Genomic DNA, 17334 nt, shown 5'->3' on the forward strand with positions numbered 1-17334 from the left:
GGCAACCCCGGGCCCGGCTACCAAAGCCGGGCCCGGGAGGTGGGGACCGATCAGCGAGTACGGTCCCGGTTGTAGAGCCGCTTCGCCCACACGTACCCGACCAGCGCGATCACGGCGCACCAGCCGAGCGCGACCAGGCCGCTGTCCCCGATCGGCGTGCCGAGGAACAGGCCCCGCAGCGTCTCCATGATCGGGGTGAACGGCTGGTACTCGGCGAACCACCGCAGCCCGACCGGCAGCGAGTCGGTGGGCACGAACCCACTGCCGAAGAGGGGCAGCACCATCAGGGGCATGGGCAGGTTGCTCGCCGCCTCCACGGTCTTCGTCGCCAGGCCCATCGCGACGGCCAACCACACGAGGGCGAACGTCGTCGCGGCGAGGATCCCGGCCGCCGCCAGCCACTCGATCGCGCTCGCGTTCGGCCGGAAGCCGACGAGCACGGCCACGCCCAGCACGACGGCGAGTTGCAACAGGGTCTGCAGGACGCTGCCCAGCACGTGCCCGGTCAGGACCGACACCCGCGCGATCGCCATGGTGCGGAACCGGGCGATGATGCCCTCCGTCATGTCCATCGCCACCGAGATCGCGGTGCCCTGTACGGCGCCCGCGATGGTGATGAGCAGGATGCCGGGCACGACGTAGTTGACGTAGGCGCCGCGACCGCCCGACCCGCCGCCGAGGCCGTCCCCGAGCGTGCCGCCGAGCACGTAGACGAAGAGCAGCAGGAAGATGATCGGCACGGCGAGCAGCGTCAGTGTGACGGACAGGTTGCGCGACATGTGCCGCAGTTGCCGGCGCAGCATCGTGGTCGAGTCGCGGACGGCCAGCCTCATCGTGGTCATCGTGCGGTCACCTTCTCGGGGCCGGATGCGGAAACGGTCGCCGGGGCGGCAGCCGGAACGTCCGCCGAGGCGGGCTGGCCGGTCACGGCGAAGAACACGTCGTCGAGGTCGGGGGTGTGCACGGTCAGCCCGTCCACCTCGACCGCCGCGTCGTCAAGGCGGTCGAGCAGTGCCTTGAGCGAGCGGACACCGCCGTCGCCGGGCACCCGCAGGACCAGTGGGTCGTCCGTGCTGTGCGGCGCGACGTCCAGGATCGCGGCGGCTGCGGTCCGGGCGGTGTCGTCGGCGAACCGCAGCTCGACGTGGCCGCCCGGCACCCGCCGCTTGAGCTCGGCCGGGGTGCCCTCGGCGACGAGCCGGCCGCGGTCGAGCAGGGCGATCCGGTCGGCGAGCTGGTCCGCCTCCTCCAGGTACTGCGTGGTGAGGAAGATCGTCACGCCCCGGCTGACCAGGTCCCGGACGATCTGCCACATGTCGCGCCGGCTGCGCGGGTCCAGCCCGGTGGTGGGCTCGTCGAGGAAGATCACCCGAGGGTTGCCGATCAGGCCCATCGCGAGGTCGAGCCGGCGCCGCATGCCGCCCGAGTACGCCGCGCCGGGCTTCCTCGCCGCCTCCCCGAGGTCGAACCGCTCGAGCAGCTCCGCCGTCCGTCGCCGCCCCTCGGCCCGGCCCAGATGGTGCAGGTCGGCCATGAGCAGCAGGTTCTCCTCGCCGCTGAGGAAGTTGTCCAGCGCGGAAAACTGGCCGGTGACAGCGATCGCCGCCCGCACCCGGTCCGGATCACGGACCACGTCGTGACCGCAGACGCGGACCTCACCCGCGTCGGCACGGATGAGGGTCGACAGGATCTGGACCATCGTGGTCTTGCCGGCCCCGTTGGGTCCGAGCAACGAGAAGATGCTGCCCTCGCGGACGTGCAGGTCGATGCCGTCGAGCACCACCTGGCTGCCGTACGACCTGCGTAGGCCGGTCACCGCGATCGCCGGCTCGGTCGGGATGTTCGTCATGCACCCGACGGTGCCGCCGCACCGGATCGCCGCGGTTTCACCATGGTTTCACCGCCCCCGGGCCGGCCGGAACCGGACCGAACCGTCAGATCGACAGCCGGGCCGGGCACCGAACCCGCCGTACCCAGACCCGCGCTCCGACCAGTCGCTCGGTACCGGTCGTGCGCGGCGTCGACTGCGGTCCTTGTCAGCAGCGACCGGATTCCCGGAACACAGCGACTTCCGCTACGTCGCCACGGAGGAAGACGTCGCCGTCGGCTCGCTCAACCGGTCGCGGTTCTGGCGAACCGGCGCGCGAGGTCCGCGAAGGCGTTCCTGAGTTCCGCCGGTTCGACGACCTCGATGTCGGCGTCGAATCTGCCGAGCGTGCCGGCGAGGCTGGACCATGACCAGGATCCGAGGTAGCCGGCAACGGTCGGGGCGGAGTTCCTCGACGATGCCGTCCCGGGTGTAACGGGCCACGGTGGCGGCGGGCAGGTCGAGGAGCACCACACCCCGGCAGGGCCAGCCGCCGGACCCGTCGTCGGAGCCCTGGAACTTTCCGCTGACGTATCTGGCGACATCTCCGCCGGGCAGTACCCGCGGGGTGAAGCGGGGGACCGGTTCGGCGTGATCTGGGTGCTGGACGTCGCCGTCGATCACCGCGGCGCCTGACAACGCCAACCGGCTGCACGGCACGGTCCCGACGTGCCGTGCATCCCGCCGCCCATCGCCGTCCGGACGCCTTCGCGCAGAGTTCGGCCGACGCACGGCCGCCCTGATGCCCCTACCCGGCCGGAGCGAAGGCACGGACGGGTACCGCCGGCTCGACTCGGACATGCGTCTCAGGTGAACCTTGCGGCGGTCCCGCCCTTCTCCGCGACCTTGCCACCCGGGGTAGCCGAACTCGGGGGCTCAGAGCGCGCCCCGGTCGACGAGGCTGAAGCTCGCGGTGGGGGTGGCGTCGCCGACCTCCTCGACGAAGACCGCCTTGCGTTCCGCGCTCCACTGGACGAAGCCGTAGGCCTCGTTGTAGATGTGATAGGTCCGTCTGTTCTTGTCATCCGTGGCGCCGGTGGGCGTGAGGGAGAAGAGCGTCGCCTGCGTCGGAATGCACTCGGCGGCGACCAGCGACGACGGCTTGTCTGGCGTGATCTTGACGCCCAGGCAGGTCTCCGAGTTGTCGCCGCGATCCGCACCGCGCAGCGACCTGATCAGATAGTCCACGCCCATCGGCACCAGGACGAACTGCGACTTCATGCCGGTGCCGTCGGAAGCCTCCACCTCGTACCAGTGGTAGTCCAGTGCCAGGTCACGGTCGATCTCGGCGAGATGGATCAGTGTGCGCCGGTTCCCCTGCAGGATCGGAGCGTCCGGGTCCGGGGCCGCCGGGGCAGGCCGCGCACTCGTCGGACTCGGGTCGGCCGGCGCGGACGCTCCCCCGGAGCCATCCCGGTCACCGCCGTCCGGACGGAACGCGTTCAGAGCGGCGAGGCCCGTACCAAGCAGCACGATGAGGGTCGCGGCGGCGGCCCCGGCTCCCAGGAGCCGTCTACGGCGGGTGGCCTCGGGCCGGGCTGCGGTCTGCGCCTTCCCGGGACTACTGCCGGCCATCCGGAACCTGTCACGGGCGGTCAGTGCCGCTGCGGCAACCGCAGTGGTGATCTCTGGCTGCGGGGTGTCGCCGGCGAGCAGCACGTCGAGCAGTTCCCGCGCTGTCGGGCGTTCCTCGGGATTCTTGACGAGTGCCCGATCCACGAGATCGCGGAGCGGCCCGGACAGCCCGGAAAGGTCGGGCGGCTGGGTGAGAATGCGCATGGCGGTGGCTGGTGCGGAGTCGGCGGCGAACGGGGTACGCGCGGTCGCGGCGTACGCCACCACCACACCCCAGGCGAAGATGTCCGCGGCGGAGGTCACCTGCCGACCGTTCTCCGGGTCGAAGCGCTCCGGCGCCATGTAGGCGACCGTGCCGACTATCTGGTCAGTACGAGTGTGCTGGCTGGTCGCCTCGAAGGGGCGGGCGATGCCGAAGTCGATAACCTTGAGGCCGCCCATGGCGAACAGTACGTTGCCCGGCTTGAGGTCGCGGTGGATCACCCCGGCACCGTGGATGGCGGTCAGCGCGGTGGCGATGCCGACGGCCACGCCGTGCAGCGCGGAAGCGGACAGTGGTCCCTGCTCCCTGACGACGTTGGCGAGGCTCGGGCCGTCGACGTACTCGACGACGAGGTAGGGCGGGTCGTGGTCCGGGTCGGCATCGAGTACCTCAGCGGTCGAGAACGGCGGCACCTGGCGCGCCCGGCTGACTTCGCTGCGGAAGCGGCCCCGGAACTCGGCGTCGTTCGAGAACTCGGGCCGGACCATCTTGATAGCTACCTTGCGCCCGTCTTGATCTCGTCCGAGGTAGACGGTGCCCATGCCACCCTCGCCCAGGCGGCCCAGCAGCTCATACCTACCGAGCCGGGTCCGTTCCCCCGGCAGCAGCGGCATGCTCATCTCGAGTTCTCCCCTCGCCGCGCGGCGCCCCACCTGCGGTAGAGAGAGACCCTAGCCGGACGGGGCTCCCGGGGACGAACACCCCGCGTTTCCGGCGCCTCCGCAGTGGACCTGCCGGATGGGACGTGTCCTGCGCGGAGGAGGGAGGGAGCCTCGTCTATCGCGAGGTTCGAGACGCCGTTGCGCGATCGGGGGCGGAGTGCGGGAGCACACGGGGCAGGTCGGTCCGGCGGCCCCGGGGCTCGGGCCGAGCGGGACTCCGGTGGGTTGGCGGGGCCCACCAGGCACGGACGAGTCGTGACTCACGTGCCGCCCGGGCCGGCCTAGCCCACCATGACCGTTTGTTACGGGTTCGGGCGGATCCTATTGATCTCCCCGATGAACCAGCACCGACCATGGCACCACTCCTGAGCCAGCATGGCTTGTTGGTGTGCCACAGTTGTGCCATGATGGCACCATGGACTTGACCTCATATGTGGGCAACCTCGGACGTGAGTTCGCCACCCTTGCCGAGGCCGGCGGTGAGGAGACGCGTGCCCTGGTCGAGCGCCTGACCGGGTCACTCGAGTCGGCGATCCGGATGACGCTGCTGGACGCGCTGTCGGCCGCCGCCGACGAGATCACCCGAGACCTGGCTCCGGGGTCGGTGGAACTGCGGCTACGCGGACGCGACCCGAGCTTCGTCGTGACCCCGCCGCCCGCCGAGCCGCTCGAACTCACGGCCGAGCACGCTACGGCGACGCTCGACAACCCCCCGGACAACGATCTGCTGATCGCCGAGGACGGCCCCGCCGCACGGATCAACGTACGTCTACCCGAGCAGCTCAAGGCCGCCATCGAGGAGGCCGCGGCCAAGGAGGGCCGCTCAGTCAACGCCTGGCTCGTCCGGGCGGCCGCCACCACCTTGCAGCGCCCGGATCAGCACCAGCGACCCGAGCCATCCGGCAGCCTCAAACGGACCAAGCAGCGCTTCACCGGCTGGGTGCGCTAACCACCCCACGCTTACCTCATCCCACGTCCCCGACCTGCGGGGACGACTCACCTACCCATGATGCGGGGACAACCATGCCAAAATTCGAGACCCCCGAGCCGATCTCCGTCACGCTCGAAGCCGGCGTCGGCGACGTGCGGATCACCGCGAGCGACCGGACCGACACCCTCGTCGAGGTCCGCCCGAGCGACGAAGCCGACGACTCCGACGTGAAAGCCGCCCAGCAGGTCCGGGTCGACTACACCAACGGCACGCTCCGGATCACCGGCCCGAAGGCACGCGCCCTCGACTTCTCCCGCAAGACCAGGTCGGTCGACGTGACCATCCAACTGCCCAGCGACTCCCAGCTCTCCGCCCAACTGCAGGTGGGCGACATCCGCTGCGCCGGCCGGCTCGGGCAGTGCAGGCTCAAGACCTCCGCCGGGAACGTCGGGCTCGAACGAACCGGCCCGCTGCGCGCGGACACGTCGGCCGGTCACGTGACCGCCGACGGCATCAACGGCAACGCCGAGATCTCCACCGGCTCCGGCAAGATCCAGATCGGCGAGATCGACGGCACCGCGGTAGTCAAGAACTCCAACGGCGACACCACGATCGACGCGGTCACCGGCGACGTACGGGTCCGCGCCGCCAACGGCCACATCCACATCGAACGGGCCGGCGCCGGCGTCGACGCGAAGACCTCCAACGGCAACATCCACCTCGGCGAGGTGGCCCGCGGCTCGGTCACGCTCGGGACCGCCATGGGCGACCTGGACATCGGCGTCGCCGACGGCACCGCCGCCTGGCTCGAGGTCAACACCGGATTCGGACACGTACGCAACCAGTTGGAGAACGCCACCCGACCCGAGGAGGCCGACGAGACCGTCGAGGTACGCGGCCGCACCTCCTACGGCGACATCACCATCCACCGCTCCTGATCCATCCGCCCCAGAAAGGGACATCATGACCGTCAAGCGATCCGCCCGGACCGGCACGGTGCCAGTCCACGGACAAGGTCACATCCGATCTGTTCCGTGCGGACACGACCGACTGACCTGGGTCGAGTTCAAAGGTCTCGGGGCAGACCTGTCCAACCTGACTGCCGCATAGGGAGACGCGAAGCATGGAAGCACAGAACCTGGCTATCCAGGTCAACGGATTGCGCAAGTCCTATCAGAAGCTTCAGGTGCTCAAGGGCGTGAACTTCGAGGTGGCCAGCGGGAGCATTTTCGCGTTACTCGGCTCCAACGGTGCCGGCAAGACCACGACCGTGCGGATCCTCGCCACCCTGCTCAAACCGGATGACGGCACGGCAAGCGTTAACGGATTCGACGTCCTGTCCCAGCCGGCGCGGGTGCGGGAGTCGATCAGCCTGACCGGACAGTTCGCAGCGGTCGACGAGATCCTCACCGGCCGGGAGAACCTGGTCATGATCGCCAAGTTGCGGCAGGTGGAGAACCCCCGCCGGGTCGCGGACGACCTGCTCGGACGATTCGGCCTTGCCGATGCGGCCGGACGCCGGGTGTCGGCCTACTCGGGCGGCATGCGCCGCCGCCTCGACATCGCCATGAGCCTCATCGGCGACCCACCGATCATCTTCCTCGACGAGCCGACCACCGGACTGGACCCGGAGGCCCGCATCGAAGTGTGGCAGGTGATCCAGAATCTCGCCGACAGCGGCACGACGGTCCTTCTCACGACCCAGTACCTGGAGGAGGCTGAGAAACTCGCCGACCGGATCGCGATCCTGCACGAGGGCACGATCATCGTGTCCGGCACGTTGGCAGAGCTGAGGAAGCTACTCCCGTCCGCGAAAGTCGAATACGTGGAACGGCAACCCACCCTGGAGGAGATCTTCCTGGCGATCGTCGGAAGCGACAGGACCCACGAGAACGAGAAGCAGGTGCAGCGATGACCGCGCATTCCTTCAGCAACACCAGCGTGATGCTCGGGCGCTCCGTGCGCCACGTCACGCGCAGCCTGGACACCATCATCACGGTCACGATCATGCCGATCGCGTTCATGCTGCTGTTCGTATACGTGTTCGGCGGCGCCATCCAGGCGGGCACCGACAACTATGTCAACTTTCTGATGCCCGGCATCCTGCTCATGGCGATCGCCAGCGGCATCTCCTACACCGCCTACCGACTGTTCAACGACCTGCGGGGCGGCATCTTCGAGCGGTTCCACTCCATGCCGATCGCACGTTCGTCCGTGCTGTGGGGACACGTGCTGACCTCGCTGGTGTCCAACGCCATCTCCGTGGTGGTCATCGTCCTGGTAGGGCTTCTCATGGGCTTCCGCTCGTCGGCGGGAGTACTGGCATGGCTCGCCGTAGCCGGGATCCTCGTGCTGTTCACGCTCGCGTTGACGTGGGTCGCGGTGATCGCCGGACTCTCGGCATCCTCCACTGATGGCGCGACCGCCTTCTCGTATCCGATCATCTTCCTGCCTTTCGTGAGCTCGGCGTTCGTTCCCACCGACACGATGCCCGGGCCAGTGCGCGCCTTCGCGGAGAACCAACCGGTCACCTCCATCGTCAACACGATCAGGGCGCTACTCGAGCGGCAGCCGGCCGGCGGTGACATCTGGATCGCCCTCTCCTGGTGCGTCGGAATTCTTGTCGTCGCCTATGCGTTCGCCATGCTCGCCTACCGACGCAGAATCGCCTGAAACGCCGGGGAGCCGGCCGTCCATCACCTCTCGGGCGGCCGGTCGCCCCGTCGTAGCGCACCGGGGGGGATGCCGGACCGGCCAGACCGGCCGGTCTACGCGCTGACCCCGGCGCGGCAGCAGCGGGTCGTCGCCGCACCGCTGTGCAGAAGGTGGAACTGGCCGCGGCGTCCTCCAGCTCCGCCGTCGTACCGCACCGTGGCGCCGACCGGGCCCGGGCCTGAGGCTGCGACGAGCCTAGGCTGCGCGTTGTGGAAGGAATGGCGTGGATCCTGCTGTGCCCGTGTGTCTTCTTCGTGCTGCTGTTCTTCGCCGCAACCGCGGTCCTGTGGTTCCAGACCAAGCCGGGCGGCCGGTAGCTGAATCGGCAGCCGGAAACCGGCGCAGACACGGGACCCCGGCGGCTTCGGCCGGGTAGGGCCGCCGGCCCTACGACCCGGAGAGCGGTTCGGGTGGCGCCGGAACTGCCCGACGGCAAGCTGATCCATGCCCAGCTACGACTCGGTAGCGTCGATCTGATGATCGCTGATCGGCTCGACGGCTGACCGCTGCGGCCTGGTCTGCTCCAGGTATGGGTTCGGGACGTGGCGACGGTGCTGCACCGTGCCAACGCTCACGGCGCCACCACCGTCCCCGAACCGACCCCCTTCTACGGTGAATCGACCCTCGGCAGGATGCTCGACCCCTGGCAGAACATCTGGTGGCTCTGGGCACCGGGCCAGCCCGATCCGACGCCCCACTGGGACGGCGGCCCGGACGTCATATTCACCACGCTGGACAACGCCCTCAAGTCGTTGACGACCTGAGCCGGGCCCACCGCCTCGATCTGCTGTCCCGTCCCGTGAGTTGTTGACAGCCGCACCACACGGCGTCATGCTCCTGTGCATGGAAGGTAAACCGATCGGTGACAGGCGTGCCGAACGGCATCAGGAAACCAAGGCCGAGATCATCCAGGCCGCGTGGGACCTGACCCAGTCGCAGGGCCTTGCCGGGCTGTCCCTGCGGGACCTCGCCGCCAGGGTGCGGATGCGCCCACAGTCCCTGTACTCGTACTTCCCTTCCAAGCACGCGATCTACGACGCCATGTTCGCCAACGGATACCGCCAGTTCCTGGAGGCGATGGCACAGGTGGCACCTTCCGTCGACCCGCGTGCCGGCCTGAAGACGACCGCCCGCGCCTACCTCGCCTTCTGCGTCGCCGACAACGCCCGCTATCAGCTCCTCTTCCAGCGCCCGATCCCCGGGTTCGAACCGTCGGCGGAGTCATACGCGCTGGCTCCGGAGGCGCTCGCCGGTGGCCGTCTGCCGTCGCAATGGACGGAGAACCTCGCCCGACTCGGCGTCAGCGACCCGGCGGACATCGACATCTCCACCGCACTCGTCACCGGCCTGGTCGACCAGCAAATCGCGAACGACCCGGGCGGCGACCGCTGGGCCCGCCATCTGGACGACGTGGTCGACATGTTCGTCGATCACGCAACCCGTCGACCCGCTCCAGCTGCACCCCGCAAGAAGCGAGGAGCGGGCCTCACTCCGCGCGGCCAGGCCGCCCCCGCACAGACCGAACGCCCAACCGCCACGAGAGGAGACGACCGATGAACACCGTTCAGGCAGTCCGTACGAACCAGCGGAGGGAGCCGTCATGGCCAGGTTTGTGACTATCGGATACGGCGAGCAGGACGGCTACGACCGCACCGACGCGGCGGTACGCGATGAGGCCCACGCGCACGACGCGCGCTTGCGTGCGGCGGGAGCCGACATGGGCATTGCCGGCTCGCCCGTACAGGTGCGCAACCACGACGACGCCGGTATGACCGTGGCGAGCGGCCCCTACATGTCCTCCGCTCTTCCGGTGGCCGGATTCGCGATCATCGAAGCCGCAACGATGGAGGAAGCCGTCCAACTCGTGTCGAAAACGCCATGCGCGGTCGCGCAGGGTGTCGTCGAGGTGTGGCCATTGCAGGAGTCGCCGTAGGCCGCCGGCCAACGCAGACATCTCGGCCCGACCGGCCGTCGGCGACGCGCTATCGGCTGCCGAACAACGCCAGATCACGGAGCGGGCTGGATCAGATCGCGGGCACGCCGCCCACCACCGAGCGGCCGGACGGCAAGCCGGGATTCTGGGGCACCAGCCGGGCCCGGCGGGAAGGGGGATGGTCGCCTCCTCGAAGCGGTGCCGGCGGCGGCCGGTGCGCCGGTCTATCCGATAGACGACAGGAGATGCCTCTTCACCCGGACCGGAGACCCTGACAGGCTGCGGTCGGCAGGTAACTATCTGGATGGGACTGTCGGCCGATGGCAAAGCGCTGGTTGATCACGGGTTGTTCGAGCGGACTCGGGCGCGCCCTCGCCGCCCGGCTCGCCGCCGAGGGAGAACGGGTGCTCGCCACCGCACGGCGCCCGGAGACCCTGGCCGAGCTGATCGCCCAGTACCCCGACAATCTGCTGTCCACCACGTTGGACGTACGCGACCGGGCGCAGTGTCAGGCGGCGGTCGAGTTGGCGCTGGACAGCTTCGGCGGGATCGACATCCTGGTCAACAACGCCGCCTACGGACAGTTCGGCACTCTGGAGGAGGTGTCGGACGACCAGCTCGCCGCGCAGTTCGACACCAACCTCTTCGGGCCGTGGCGGCTCACCCGGGCGGTCCTGCCGCTCTGGCGGGCGCAGCGGTCCGGGCACGCCGTCTTCGTCAGCTCGATCGCCGGCATGGTGCCGTTCCCGGGCCTCACTGCCTACAACGCGAGCAAGGCGGCGCTGGAGGGCATGGCCGAGTCGCTCGCCGCCGAGGCCGGCCACCTCGGCGTGAAGGTGACCATCCTGCAGCCGGGGGGCTTCGCCACCGGGTACGCCACCGCGCTGAGACTGCCGGTGCAGCGGATCGAGGACTACGCGCCGATCAGCGACGGCACCCTTGGCGCGCTACGCGGCATGAACGACAACCAGGACATCAACCCGCCCGAGGTCTTCGCCGACGTCGTGTGGCGCCTCAGCGGGATGCAGTCGCCACCGCTGCGGCTGCCGGTCGGTCGCGACTCGGAGGCGTTCCTGGAGTCCGCCTACGACACCCGACGCCGCGAGTACGACGACGTCGTCAAGGCCGGCCACCACACCGTCGCCTGACGCTGTTCGACTCCGCTTCGCCGGTACGCCGCCCGGTCGCCCCGCCACGACCTCCGCTGGCCAGCTCATCGACGATCGGTCGTGGCGTACCCGGTGAGCCGCAGCAGGTCATCACCGCAGCGGCAGGGAACCGCAGCCGCCCCTCGTGCGACGACTCAGGCTCGACGTAACCGCCGTCGCGGCCACCATGCCAGGCCGCGGCCTATGGTTTGCGCACGATCCCGCACCACTGGTCGACCTCGACCGGCAGGCTGCCGTCGTCCTGCGGCTCGGGGCGCCACCGTGAGCAGGAGACCCAGCCCGGCTCTACGACCTCAAGGCCGGCGAAGAACTCGGCGATTCGCTCGGGGGTCCTCAGTTTCAGTTTCGGCTGGGCATCGAGGTTCCACACGCGGACCGCTTCGGCGGTGGCCTCACCGTTGACCGCCGTGGTGGTGTTGGCCACGGCCACGTAGCTTCCGGACGGTACCGCGGCCAGCAGCCGGTCGATAATCTGCTGTAGCTCGTCATCGTCGTTGATGAAGTGCATGATGCCGAGCAGCATGATCGCCACCGGCTCGGCGAAGTCCAGCGTGTCGGCCGCCCGCCGCAAGATGGTCTCTGGATCGTGCAGGTCGGCGTCGATGTAGTCGGTGGCGCCCTCTGCGGAACTGGTCAGCAAGGCGCGCGCGTGTACCAGCACCAGTGGATCGTTGTCGACGTAGACGATCCGCGCTTCGGGGGCCACCCGCTGCGCGACCTGATGGGTGTTGTCCTGGGTGGGCAGCCCGGTACCGATGTCCAGGAACTGGCGGATCCCCGCCTCGGCGACCAGGTAGTGGACAGCCCGTCCCAAGAACAGCCGGTCAGCACGCGCCAGCTCGATCACGACGGGAAAGATGTCCTTGACCCTTTCTCCGACCTCCCGATCGACCGCAAAATTGTCCTTACCGCCGAGCCAGTAGTTCCAGACCCGTGCCGTGTGCGGCACGTTGGTGTCGAGCCTCGAGTTCACCGGATCCTGATCGCTCGAGCGCAAATCGGACATCTATGCTCCATCGGGCCTAGCCGGGCACGGTTACGGACAAATGAATGATCAGCATAGTAGAACCACGCCTCTTCGCCCGGCCCAGCCCGGTGCGGTCCGGCGGTCAACCGCCGGTCTGCGCCTGCGTCTTGAGGCCGGTCAACACCGATTCGCCAACCTCAGCGCCGACACCCAAGAGCACCCGTCGTCGTCTCGTCGGCCGCGAGGTGTGCCGGGAGCGTCGCGGGTCGCACCGGTACCTCAAGCACAGTGGCGCTGGCGGCATCGGCGTCGACCAGGTGCTCCTCCAGGGTGGGTCCGGAGACGGTCAGGCCACGCCGATACAACCAGTCGAACAGGTCGAGGCCGGCACGGACCACGCCGGTTGCCGGTGGGACGATGGCTCGCACCACCGTGCGGGCGGGCAGATCGAGCCGTTCCCCGCTGTGCTCGGCGGTGACGGCCGCCAGGAAATTCCCGGTGGGTTGCCCGCTGAGCCAGGTCAGCAGGACCGCCGCGGGTGGCGGGCACCGGACGGCCAACTCGGACGGGTGGCCGATTCGCAGGTAGCGCACGTTCAGGCGGCGCCCACCGACCGTAGCCTGCTGGGGCAGGACCGACATCGGCCTGGCGAGCCGGTCCTCAGCCGCGGCGACGGCTGCGGCCTTCACTGCGATGTCGCGACGTAGGGCGGCCACGGTTTCGGCCAGGGCCTGCCGGAGGTGCGCGTCGGGGGCGTCCAGGATGTCGGCAATCTGGCGGAGTGACAGGCCGAGGTGCTGTAGTCCTCGGATGCGCTCCAGCCGGCCCAGTTCGGTCACGCCGTACCACCGGTAGCCGGTGGCCCGGTCCACTGTGGCGGGTACCAGCAACCCGATCTTGTCGTAGTGCCGCAGGGTGCGTTCGGATACTCCCACCATCCCCGCCAGCTCTCCGATGCGCCACACGGCTTCCTCCTCCTGCCTTGACCTTCTCCCTGCGTCAGGGTTCTAGCGTGCCGGCCATGAGTCCCACTGACCGTAGTGGCGCAGCCCGACTGACGGGCCTGCTGCTGTTAAGTTCGTTGACGGCCATGCTTGCCGGTGTGGCGGTCGTCGTGCCATCGGGGCTAACCCTGAATCCGGCCGACCCCGCCGCCGTGTTGGCGGCGGTGCATGCACGGGTCGAGTTGCACCTGCTCGAGTTGGGGCTCGACGTAACCGGCTGGCTCGCCCTGCTCGCGGCCGCGCTCATCATGGTCAGCCGCCGCACGGCGCCCAGGCCACACCTGGTGACGCTGGCCGGCGGGCTGCTGGCCTGCGCCGGCGTGGCGGGCCTGCTCCACGACGCCGGAAACCTGGCGTTGACCCAATTGGCCGCCGATCCCACGGACCCGACCGCCACCGCAGCGGCCTGGGCGGTCCTACTCACCGCCAAGTGGACCGTCAACCTGGCCGGGCTGCTCTGGGCCGCCGCGACCCTGGCGACCGCGCTCGGCACCCCGCTGCCCACCGGACTTCGCCGCGCCGGCGTGGTCGCCGCGTTGTCGGGCCTCGCCGCCGTTCTGCTGCCCTGGACAGCCGGGACCGACGGCCTCTCGGCAACGCTGGAACAGCTCGGCTACGCCCTCCACCTGCCGGTCATGGTCTGGTACGGCGTACTGGGCTGGCGATTGGTCCATGACGGCCCCGCTGCCCCAGCCTGACCACCGTGGCGCGCCAGAGCCACGCCCGGCGGCGCCGCCCGCGCCCGCTCTCGACTTCCCGTCAAGGAGGCCCGGCCAACGTTCTCGTGACTCAGAGCGCGTCGAAGCTGACTTCCTGCATCGTCCCGTCCGGTCCCATGCGGAACAGCCGGGGCGGGCCCATCATTTGCCGCACTCGCCGGTGGTCGGCCTCGCGCTCGGCCTGTTCCCTCCCGGTCGGGTCGGTCACCCGAAAGCCGTGCAGGGAAACGGCTTCCGCATCAATGTCGTCCGGGTCAGGTCGGCCTTCGACCACGAAGCCGAACAGCGCACGCAGCGCCTCCTCACCCAGTTGCAGCGGATGGAACGGCAACGGATACGGACCCCGGTCCGGCCATCCGGGCATCGGCTCGACCGGATGCTCACCGGCCCAGAACGGCAGTTCGAAGTCGTACGGCTCGCCGACGTTCTCCTCGATGCCGCCGTCCGGCGACAGGCTCAGCGAGCGGACCAGTTTCCCGTCCTCCCAGACGGCGAAGCACAGCCAGTCCACCACGGAATGCATCCCGTGCATGATGATCCGCCGGCCGGCACCGGCCGCGCGCAGGTGCTCGGGGAGTTCGGACGGGCGGTCGAGCACCAGCCTGCGATCGCACAGCAGCTCGGCTCCGGCCAGCACGGTGGCGTAGGTGATGTCATCTGGCGGGTAGAGCCCGTCGAACAGCGTGCCGTCGCCGACGCGGGTCACCTCGTACCCTGGGTGGGCCCGCCGCACGACTTCCTCAGCCTCGGCCGGATCGCAGGACGTCGCGCCGAGCAACGCCGGGAGCAGGTCCCCATCGGTGAAGGCAAGCATCGCTGTCTTCGCACCCATGTCCGCTCCCCCAACTGTCCACCGCGCGATGGCTGTTGGCACGGTACCGGCAGTTAACCATCAAAGCGACCACCGTCTGCAGGAGGCCTCACGGCGCCCGCGGTCCTCGACGGCCGTCGGCGACCGGCCTTCGCGCACGCATGGCAGCAAGACAGGACGTACCGAGGCGGATCCACGCCCGGCGGTCAGCGATGCAGGTCGCTCGGGCTCGAACCGACGACGGTTCATTTCCAGCCGCGTCCATACCTTCGGTCGCGACTTGATGACGAGCACGGCGGGGTGCGAAGCTGTTGGCACTAAAGGCTCCAGTCCACGTCTGGATGTGGTCGATCATGGCCGGTAATATCGACGCGAAGCGATCGGCGGCTCTGGTTGAGCTCGTGAAGCCCGAGCGGTTGCCCCGAATCCTGGACGTCGGCGCCAACCCGCTTGGGTGGGACCGGCCCCCCTACCAGACTCTTGTTGAACAGGGCTTGTGCGAGTTGTGGGGCGTCGAGCCGCAGGAGGACGCGTACCAGAAGCTGCTGAAGACCAAGCGCGACAACGAGCACTACCTCCCCAACGCCATCGGCCAGGGTGGCGCGGCGACCCTGCACATCTTTAAAAATAACGCGTTCAGCAGCATATACCCGATCCATAGGCCGTCAATTGACTTCATCGACCGGTGGCGCGACGAAACCACGCTGGTGAGGACGATCGACATGGAGACCCACCGGATCGATGACCTGCCCGAGATGGAAAATGTCGACCTGCTCAAGATCGACTGCCAGGGCTACGAGGTTGAGGCGATGCGAGGCGGGCAGAAGCGACTCGCGGACGCTGTGGTGATCATCCCCGAGGTCCGGTTCATGCAGTTGTACGACAACGAGCCAAACATCGGCGGCCTGGACAGCTACCTGCGCTCACGGGGGTTCTTCTTCCACAAGCTCCTTTTCGTCAAGTCCACCGGCATCAACCACTCCCGTTTCGGCAAGCTGCCGAAGGATATGACGTGGAACCAGGCTGTCGACGGCGATGCTGTCTACATCAAAAACCCGGTGTCCCCGGAGATGGCCACGGAGCAGGTGAAATATCTCGCCATCTTCGCCGACGCGGTCTTTTTCTCCTTCGAACTCGTCATCCGGTGCCTCGACATTCTCGCCGCTCGCGGCGTGGTCACCGACGCCGACATCCAGGACTATTTCGACCTACTGGTCGGCTGAGCCGCTTCTCGCACACCTGCCCATCTCGACCTGGACTGCGCCGCCGCGCGGGGTCCGGCCGTGCGCCGCCCCACGTCGACCGCTCCGACGACGGCCCAGCGGGAGAGCAGGAAGGTCAGCGACCGATCCGGATAGGAAGCTCGGTCAGGCCGCGGATGAGGGTGCCCGAGCGCCAGGAGAGCTCGCCGGGCGCGCGGGCCAGTTCCAGGTGCGGGAACCGGGCCAGCAGCGCGTTGAAGGCGATCTCGCCCTCCAGGCGGGCCAGCGGGGCGCCGAGGCAGTAGTGGAGGCCGTGGCCGAATGCGAGGTTTCCCGCTTCCCGCCGGATGTCGAGCCGGTCGGCGTCCGGGTACTGCTCGACATCGCGGTTTGCCGAGGCCAGCGCGACGAAGACGACCTCACCCGCGGGAATCGTCGTGCCGCTGAACACGACGGGTTCGGTGGTGTAGCGGAGGGTGGCCATGTTGATCGGGCCGTCGTAGCGCAGGAACTCCTCCACCGCCTGCGGGGTGAGTGAGGGGTCGGCGCGCAGCGCGGCCAGCTGCTCGGGGTGGCGCAGCAGCGCGAGGACGCCGTTGCCGATCAGGTTGACCGTGGTCTCGTGGCCGGCGATCAGGAGCAGGAACACCATCGCGACCGCCTCCCGATCGGAGAGCCGGTCGGCGTCCTCGCCGGCGGCGACGAACGTCGAGAGCATGTCCGGACCGGGATGGCGCCGCTTCTCGTCGATAAGGTCCTGTAGGTATGCGGCCATCGCCTCGTACCGGCGCGGTGCTGCGGGGGCGCTGGACAGGCTCGCGTTCGACCACTCGCGGAATTCGTCACGTCGGTCGAGCGGTACACCCAGCAGTTCGGTGATCACGGTTATCGGCAGCGGAAAGGCGAAACTGTCCAGCAGATCGACCGTACCGCCGGTACTGGCTGCCTCGGCCGCCACCGCGTCCAGCAGCTCACCCGCGATCTGCGCGATGCGCGGCCGGTACTGCGCGATGCCGCGCGGGGTGAACGCCCTGCCGACCAGGCGCCGCAGCCTGGTGTGGTCGGGCGGGTCGGCGTTGAGCATGTGCTCGGCGTACGAGTTGGCCACCGCGGGGTACCGACTCGGGTCCGTGTGATGCTCCAGCCGGCGGATGATCGACGCGCTGTCCTTGGCCAGCCGCGGGTCGGCGAGCGCGGCCCGCACATCCTGATGGCGGGTGACCAACCAGGCCCGGATCCCGGACGGCACGGTGACGCGCACGACCGGTCGCTGCGCACGCAGCACTCGGTAGAGCTCGTGCGGGTTGCTCAGCCGAGCGTTGTCCAGGATCAAGTGATCTTCCACAATGCCGTCGGTGCTGGTGGCCTCGGTCACGAGTCCTCCTCACACTGGCCGACGAGCGCCGCCAACCCTGCGGTGCAACGCCAGTCAGCATACGCACGTCGATGACCGACAGTAGGGCATCCACAGTGGACGGTAGGACTGCCGTCCGGCCGCGCCGATGTCTCGACCCGGC

18 protein-coding genes are annotated in these 17334 nt (G+C 68.8%); 10 read left to right on the top strand and 8 right to left on the bottom strand.

Annotated elements, in window-relative coordinates; all coding sequences use genetic code 11:
- Positions 1–50: 50 nt before the first annotated feature.
- The 4 genes from ACSMXO_RS27510 to ACSMXO_RS27525 form a co-directional block, all read right to left on the bottom strand.
- On the bottom strand, positions 51–842 hold the full coding sequence (locus ACSMXO_RS27510) for an ABC transporter permease (protein ID WP_346261329.1): 792 nt from the start codon (positions 840–842) through the stop codon (positions 51–53).
- A complete protein-coding gene (locus ACSMXO_RS27515) occupies positions 839–1849 on the bottom strand; it encodes an ATP-binding cassette domain-containing protein (protein WP_455414401.1) in 1011 nt (336 codons plus the stop codon). The genes ACSMXO_RS27510 and ACSMXO_RS27515 overlap by 4 nt, the downstream gene beginning before the upstream one ends.
- Before the next feature lie 263 nt (positions 1850–2112).
- Entirely contained in the window at positions 2113–2412 is a 300-nt protein-coding gene (locus tag ACSMXO_RS27520; RefSeq protein WP_455414402.1) for a WCX domain-containing protein, read from the bottom strand.
- 331 nt (positions 2413–2743) lie between these two features.
- Complete coding sequence (locus tag ACSMXO_RS27525) at positions 2744–4324, bottom strand: serine/threonine-protein kinase (RefSeq protein ID WP_455414403.1); 1581 nt, start codon at positions 4322–4324, stop codon at positions 2744–2746.
- Between the two features lie 457 nt (positions 4325–4781).
- On the opposite strand from ACSMXO_RS27525, the gene ACSMXO_RS27530 reads away from it, so the two are divergent.
- From ACSMXO_RS27530 to ACSMXO_RS27565, 8 genes are all read left to right on the top strand, one after another.
- A complete protein-coding gene (locus ACSMXO_RS27530; RefSeq protein WP_455414404.1) occupies positions 4782–5315 on the top strand; it encodes a YlcI/YnfO family protein in 534 nt (177 codons plus the stop codon).
- A 74-nt stretch (positions 5316–5389) separates the two neighbouring features.
- Positions 5390–6235 carry a DUF4097 family beta strand repeat-containing protein gene (locus tag ACSMXO_RS27535; RefSeq protein WP_455414405.1) on the top strand — a complete coding sequence of 282 codons (846 nt, stop codon included), beginning with the start codon at positions 5390–5392 and terminating at the stop codon, positions 6233–6235.
- A gap of 185 nt (positions 6236–6420) precedes the next feature.
- Positions 6421–7212, top strand: a complete 792-nt coding sequence (locus tag ACSMXO_RS27540) for an ABC transporter ATP-binding protein (protein ID WP_455414406.1) — start codon at positions 6421–6423, stop codon at positions 7210–7212.
- On the top strand, positions 7209–7970 hold the full coding sequence (locus tag ACSMXO_RS27545; RefSeq protein ID WP_346261322.1) for an ABC transporter permease: 762 nt from the start codon (positions 7209–7211) through the stop codon (positions 7968–7970). Before ACSMXO_RS27540 ends, ACSMXO_RS27545 begins: the two co-directional genes overlap by 4 nt.
- Positions 7971–8554: 584 nt before the next feature.
- Positions 8555–8776: a hypothetical protein gene (locus ACSMXO_RS27550; RefSeq protein ID WP_455414407.1), complete on the top strand. Its 222-nt coding sequence runs from the start codon at positions 8555–8557 to the stop codon at positions 8774–8776.
- A 67-nt stretch (positions 8777–8843) separates the two neighbouring features.
- Entirely contained in the window at positions 8844–9569 is a 726-nt protein-coding gene (locus ACSMXO_RS27555) for a TetR/AcrR family transcriptional regulator (RefSeq protein ID WP_455414408.1), read from the top strand.
- Between the two features lie 43 nt (positions 9570–9612).
- Positions 9613–9945, top strand: coding sequence for a YciI family protein (locus ACSMXO_RS27560; protein WP_346261319.1), 333 nt, complete (start codon positions 9613–9615; stop codon positions 9943–9945).
- Between the two features lie 320 nt (positions 9946–10265).
- Entirely contained in the window at positions 10266–11093 is an 828-nt protein-coding gene (locus ACSMXO_RS27565; RefSeq protein WP_455414409.1) for an SDR family oxidoreductase, read from the top strand.
- Positions 11094–11295: 202 nt separating this feature from the next.
- Here ACSMXO_RS27565 and ACSMXO_RS27570 read toward each other — a convergent pair whose 3' ends face one another.
- Together ACSMXO_RS27570 and ACSMXO_RS27575 are read right to left on the bottom strand one after the other, a co-directional pair.
- A complete protein-coding gene (locus ACSMXO_RS27570; RefSeq protein WP_346261316.1) occupies positions 11296–12120 on the bottom strand; it encodes an SAM-dependent methyltransferase in 825 nt (274 codons plus the stop codon).
- Positions 12121–12278: 158 nt separating this feature from the next.
- The gene (locus tag ACSMXO_RS27575; RefSeq protein ID WP_455414410.1) at positions 12279–13046 is read right to left on the bottom strand and encodes a MerR family transcriptional regulator; all 768 of its coding nucleotides are present in this window, start codon (positions 13044–13046) and stop codon (positions 12279–12281) included.
- A 137-nt stretch (positions 13047–13183) separates the two neighbouring features.
- Here ACSMXO_RS27575 and ACSMXO_RS27580 point away from each other — a divergent pair, with 137 nt between their 5' ends.
- Positions 13184–13783 (top strand): hypothetical protein, encoded by a 600-nt coding sequence (locus ACSMXO_RS27580; RefSeq protein ID WP_455414411.1) that lies wholly within the window; start codon positions 13184–13186, stop codon positions 13781–13783.
- A gap of 91 nt (positions 13784–13874) precedes the next feature.
- Here the strand turns inward: ACSMXO_RS27580 and ACSMXO_RS27585 are convergent, their stop codons facing one another.
- Entirely contained in the window at positions 13875–14618 is a 744-nt protein-coding gene (locus ACSMXO_RS27585) for a DUF6928 family protein (RefSeq protein WP_455414412.1), read from the bottom strand.
- 338 nt (positions 14619–14956) lie between these two features.
- Between ACSMXO_RS27585 and ACSMXO_RS27590 the strand changes: the two genes are divergently transcribed.
- Positions 14957–15838, top strand: coding sequence for an FkbM family methyltransferase (locus ACSMXO_RS27590; RefSeq protein WP_455414413.1), 882 nt, complete (start codon positions 14957–14959; stop codon positions 15836–15838).
- A 115-nt stretch (positions 15839–15953) separates the two neighbouring features.
- Here ACSMXO_RS27590 and ACSMXO_RS27595 read toward each other — a convergent pair whose 3' ends face one another.
- The gene (locus tag ACSMXO_RS27595; RefSeq protein ID WP_455414414.1) at positions 15954–17192 is read right to left on the bottom strand and encodes a cytochrome P450 family protein; all 1239 of its coding nucleotides are present in this window, start codon (positions 17190–17192) and stop codon (positions 15954–15956) included.
- Positions 17193–17334 lie beyond the last annotated feature (142 nt).

It is taken from the genome of Plantactinospora sp. DSM 117369 (genome assembly GCF_053764795.1).

What these genes read in the sequence shown, in the direction of transcription:
- ACSMXO_RS27520 (WP_455414402.1), bottom strand. Translation starts at nt 2,412, where the DNA reads ATGTCGCCAGATACGTCAGCGGAAAGTTCCAGGGCTCCGACGACGGGT.
- ACSMXO_RS27545 (WP_346261322.1), top strand. Translation starts at nt 7,209, where the DNA reads ATGACCGCGCATTCCTTCAGCAACACCAGCGTGATGCTCGGGCGCTCC.
- ACSMXO_RS27560 (WP_346261319.1), top strand. Translation starts at nt 9,613, where the DNA reads ATGGCCAGGTTTGTGACTATCGGATACGGCGAGCAGGACGGCTACGAC.
- ACSMXO_RS27540 (WP_455414406.1), top strand. Translation starts at nt 6,421, where the DNA reads ATGGAAGCACAGAACCTGGCTATCCAGGTCAACGGATTGCGCAAGTCC.
- ACSMXO_RS27530 (WP_455414404.1), top strand. Translation starts at nt 4,782, where the DNA reads ATGGACTTGACCTCATATGTGGGCAACCTCGGACGTGAGTTCGCCACC.
- ACSMXO_RS27525 (WP_455414403.1), bottom strand. Translation starts at nt 4,324, where the DNA reads ATGAGCATGCCGCTGCTGCCGGGGGAACGGACCCGGCTCGGTAGGTAT.
- ACSMXO_RS27565 (WP_455414409.1), top strand. Translation starts at nt 10,266, where the DNA reads ATGGCAAAGCGCTGGTTGATCACGGGTTGTTCGAGCGGACTCGGGCGC.
- ACSMXO_RS27555 (WP_455414408.1), top strand. Translation starts at nt 8,844, where the DNA reads ATGCTCCTGTGCATGGAAGGTAAACCGATCGGTGACAGGCGTGCCGAA.
- ACSMXO_RS27535 (WP_455414405.1), top strand. Translation starts at nt 5,390, where the DNA reads ATGCCAAAATTCGAGACCCCCGAGCCGATCTCCGTCACGCTCGAAGCC.
- ACSMXO_RS27510 (WP_346261329.1), bottom strand. Translation starts at nt 842, where the DNA reads ATGACCACGATGAGGCTGGCCGTCCGCGACTCGACCACGATGCTGCGC.
- ACSMXO_RS27570 (WP_346261316.1), bottom strand. Translation starts at nt 12,120, where the DNA reads ATGTCCGATTTGCGCTCGAGCGATCAGGATCCGGTGAACTCGAGGCTC.
- ACSMXO_RS27590 (WP_455414413.1), top strand. Translation starts at nt 14,957, where the DNA reads ATGTGGTCGATCATGGCCGGTAATATCGACGCGAAGCGATCGGCGGCT.
- ACSMXO_RS27515 (WP_455414401.1), bottom strand. Translation starts at nt 1,849, where the DNA reads ATGACGAACATCCCGACCGAGCCGGCGATCGCGGTGACCGGCCTACGC.
- ACSMXO_RS27585 (WP_455414412.1), bottom strand. Translation starts at nt 14,618, where the DNA reads ATGCTTGCCTTCACCGATGGGGACCTGCTCCCGGCGTTGCTCGGCGCG.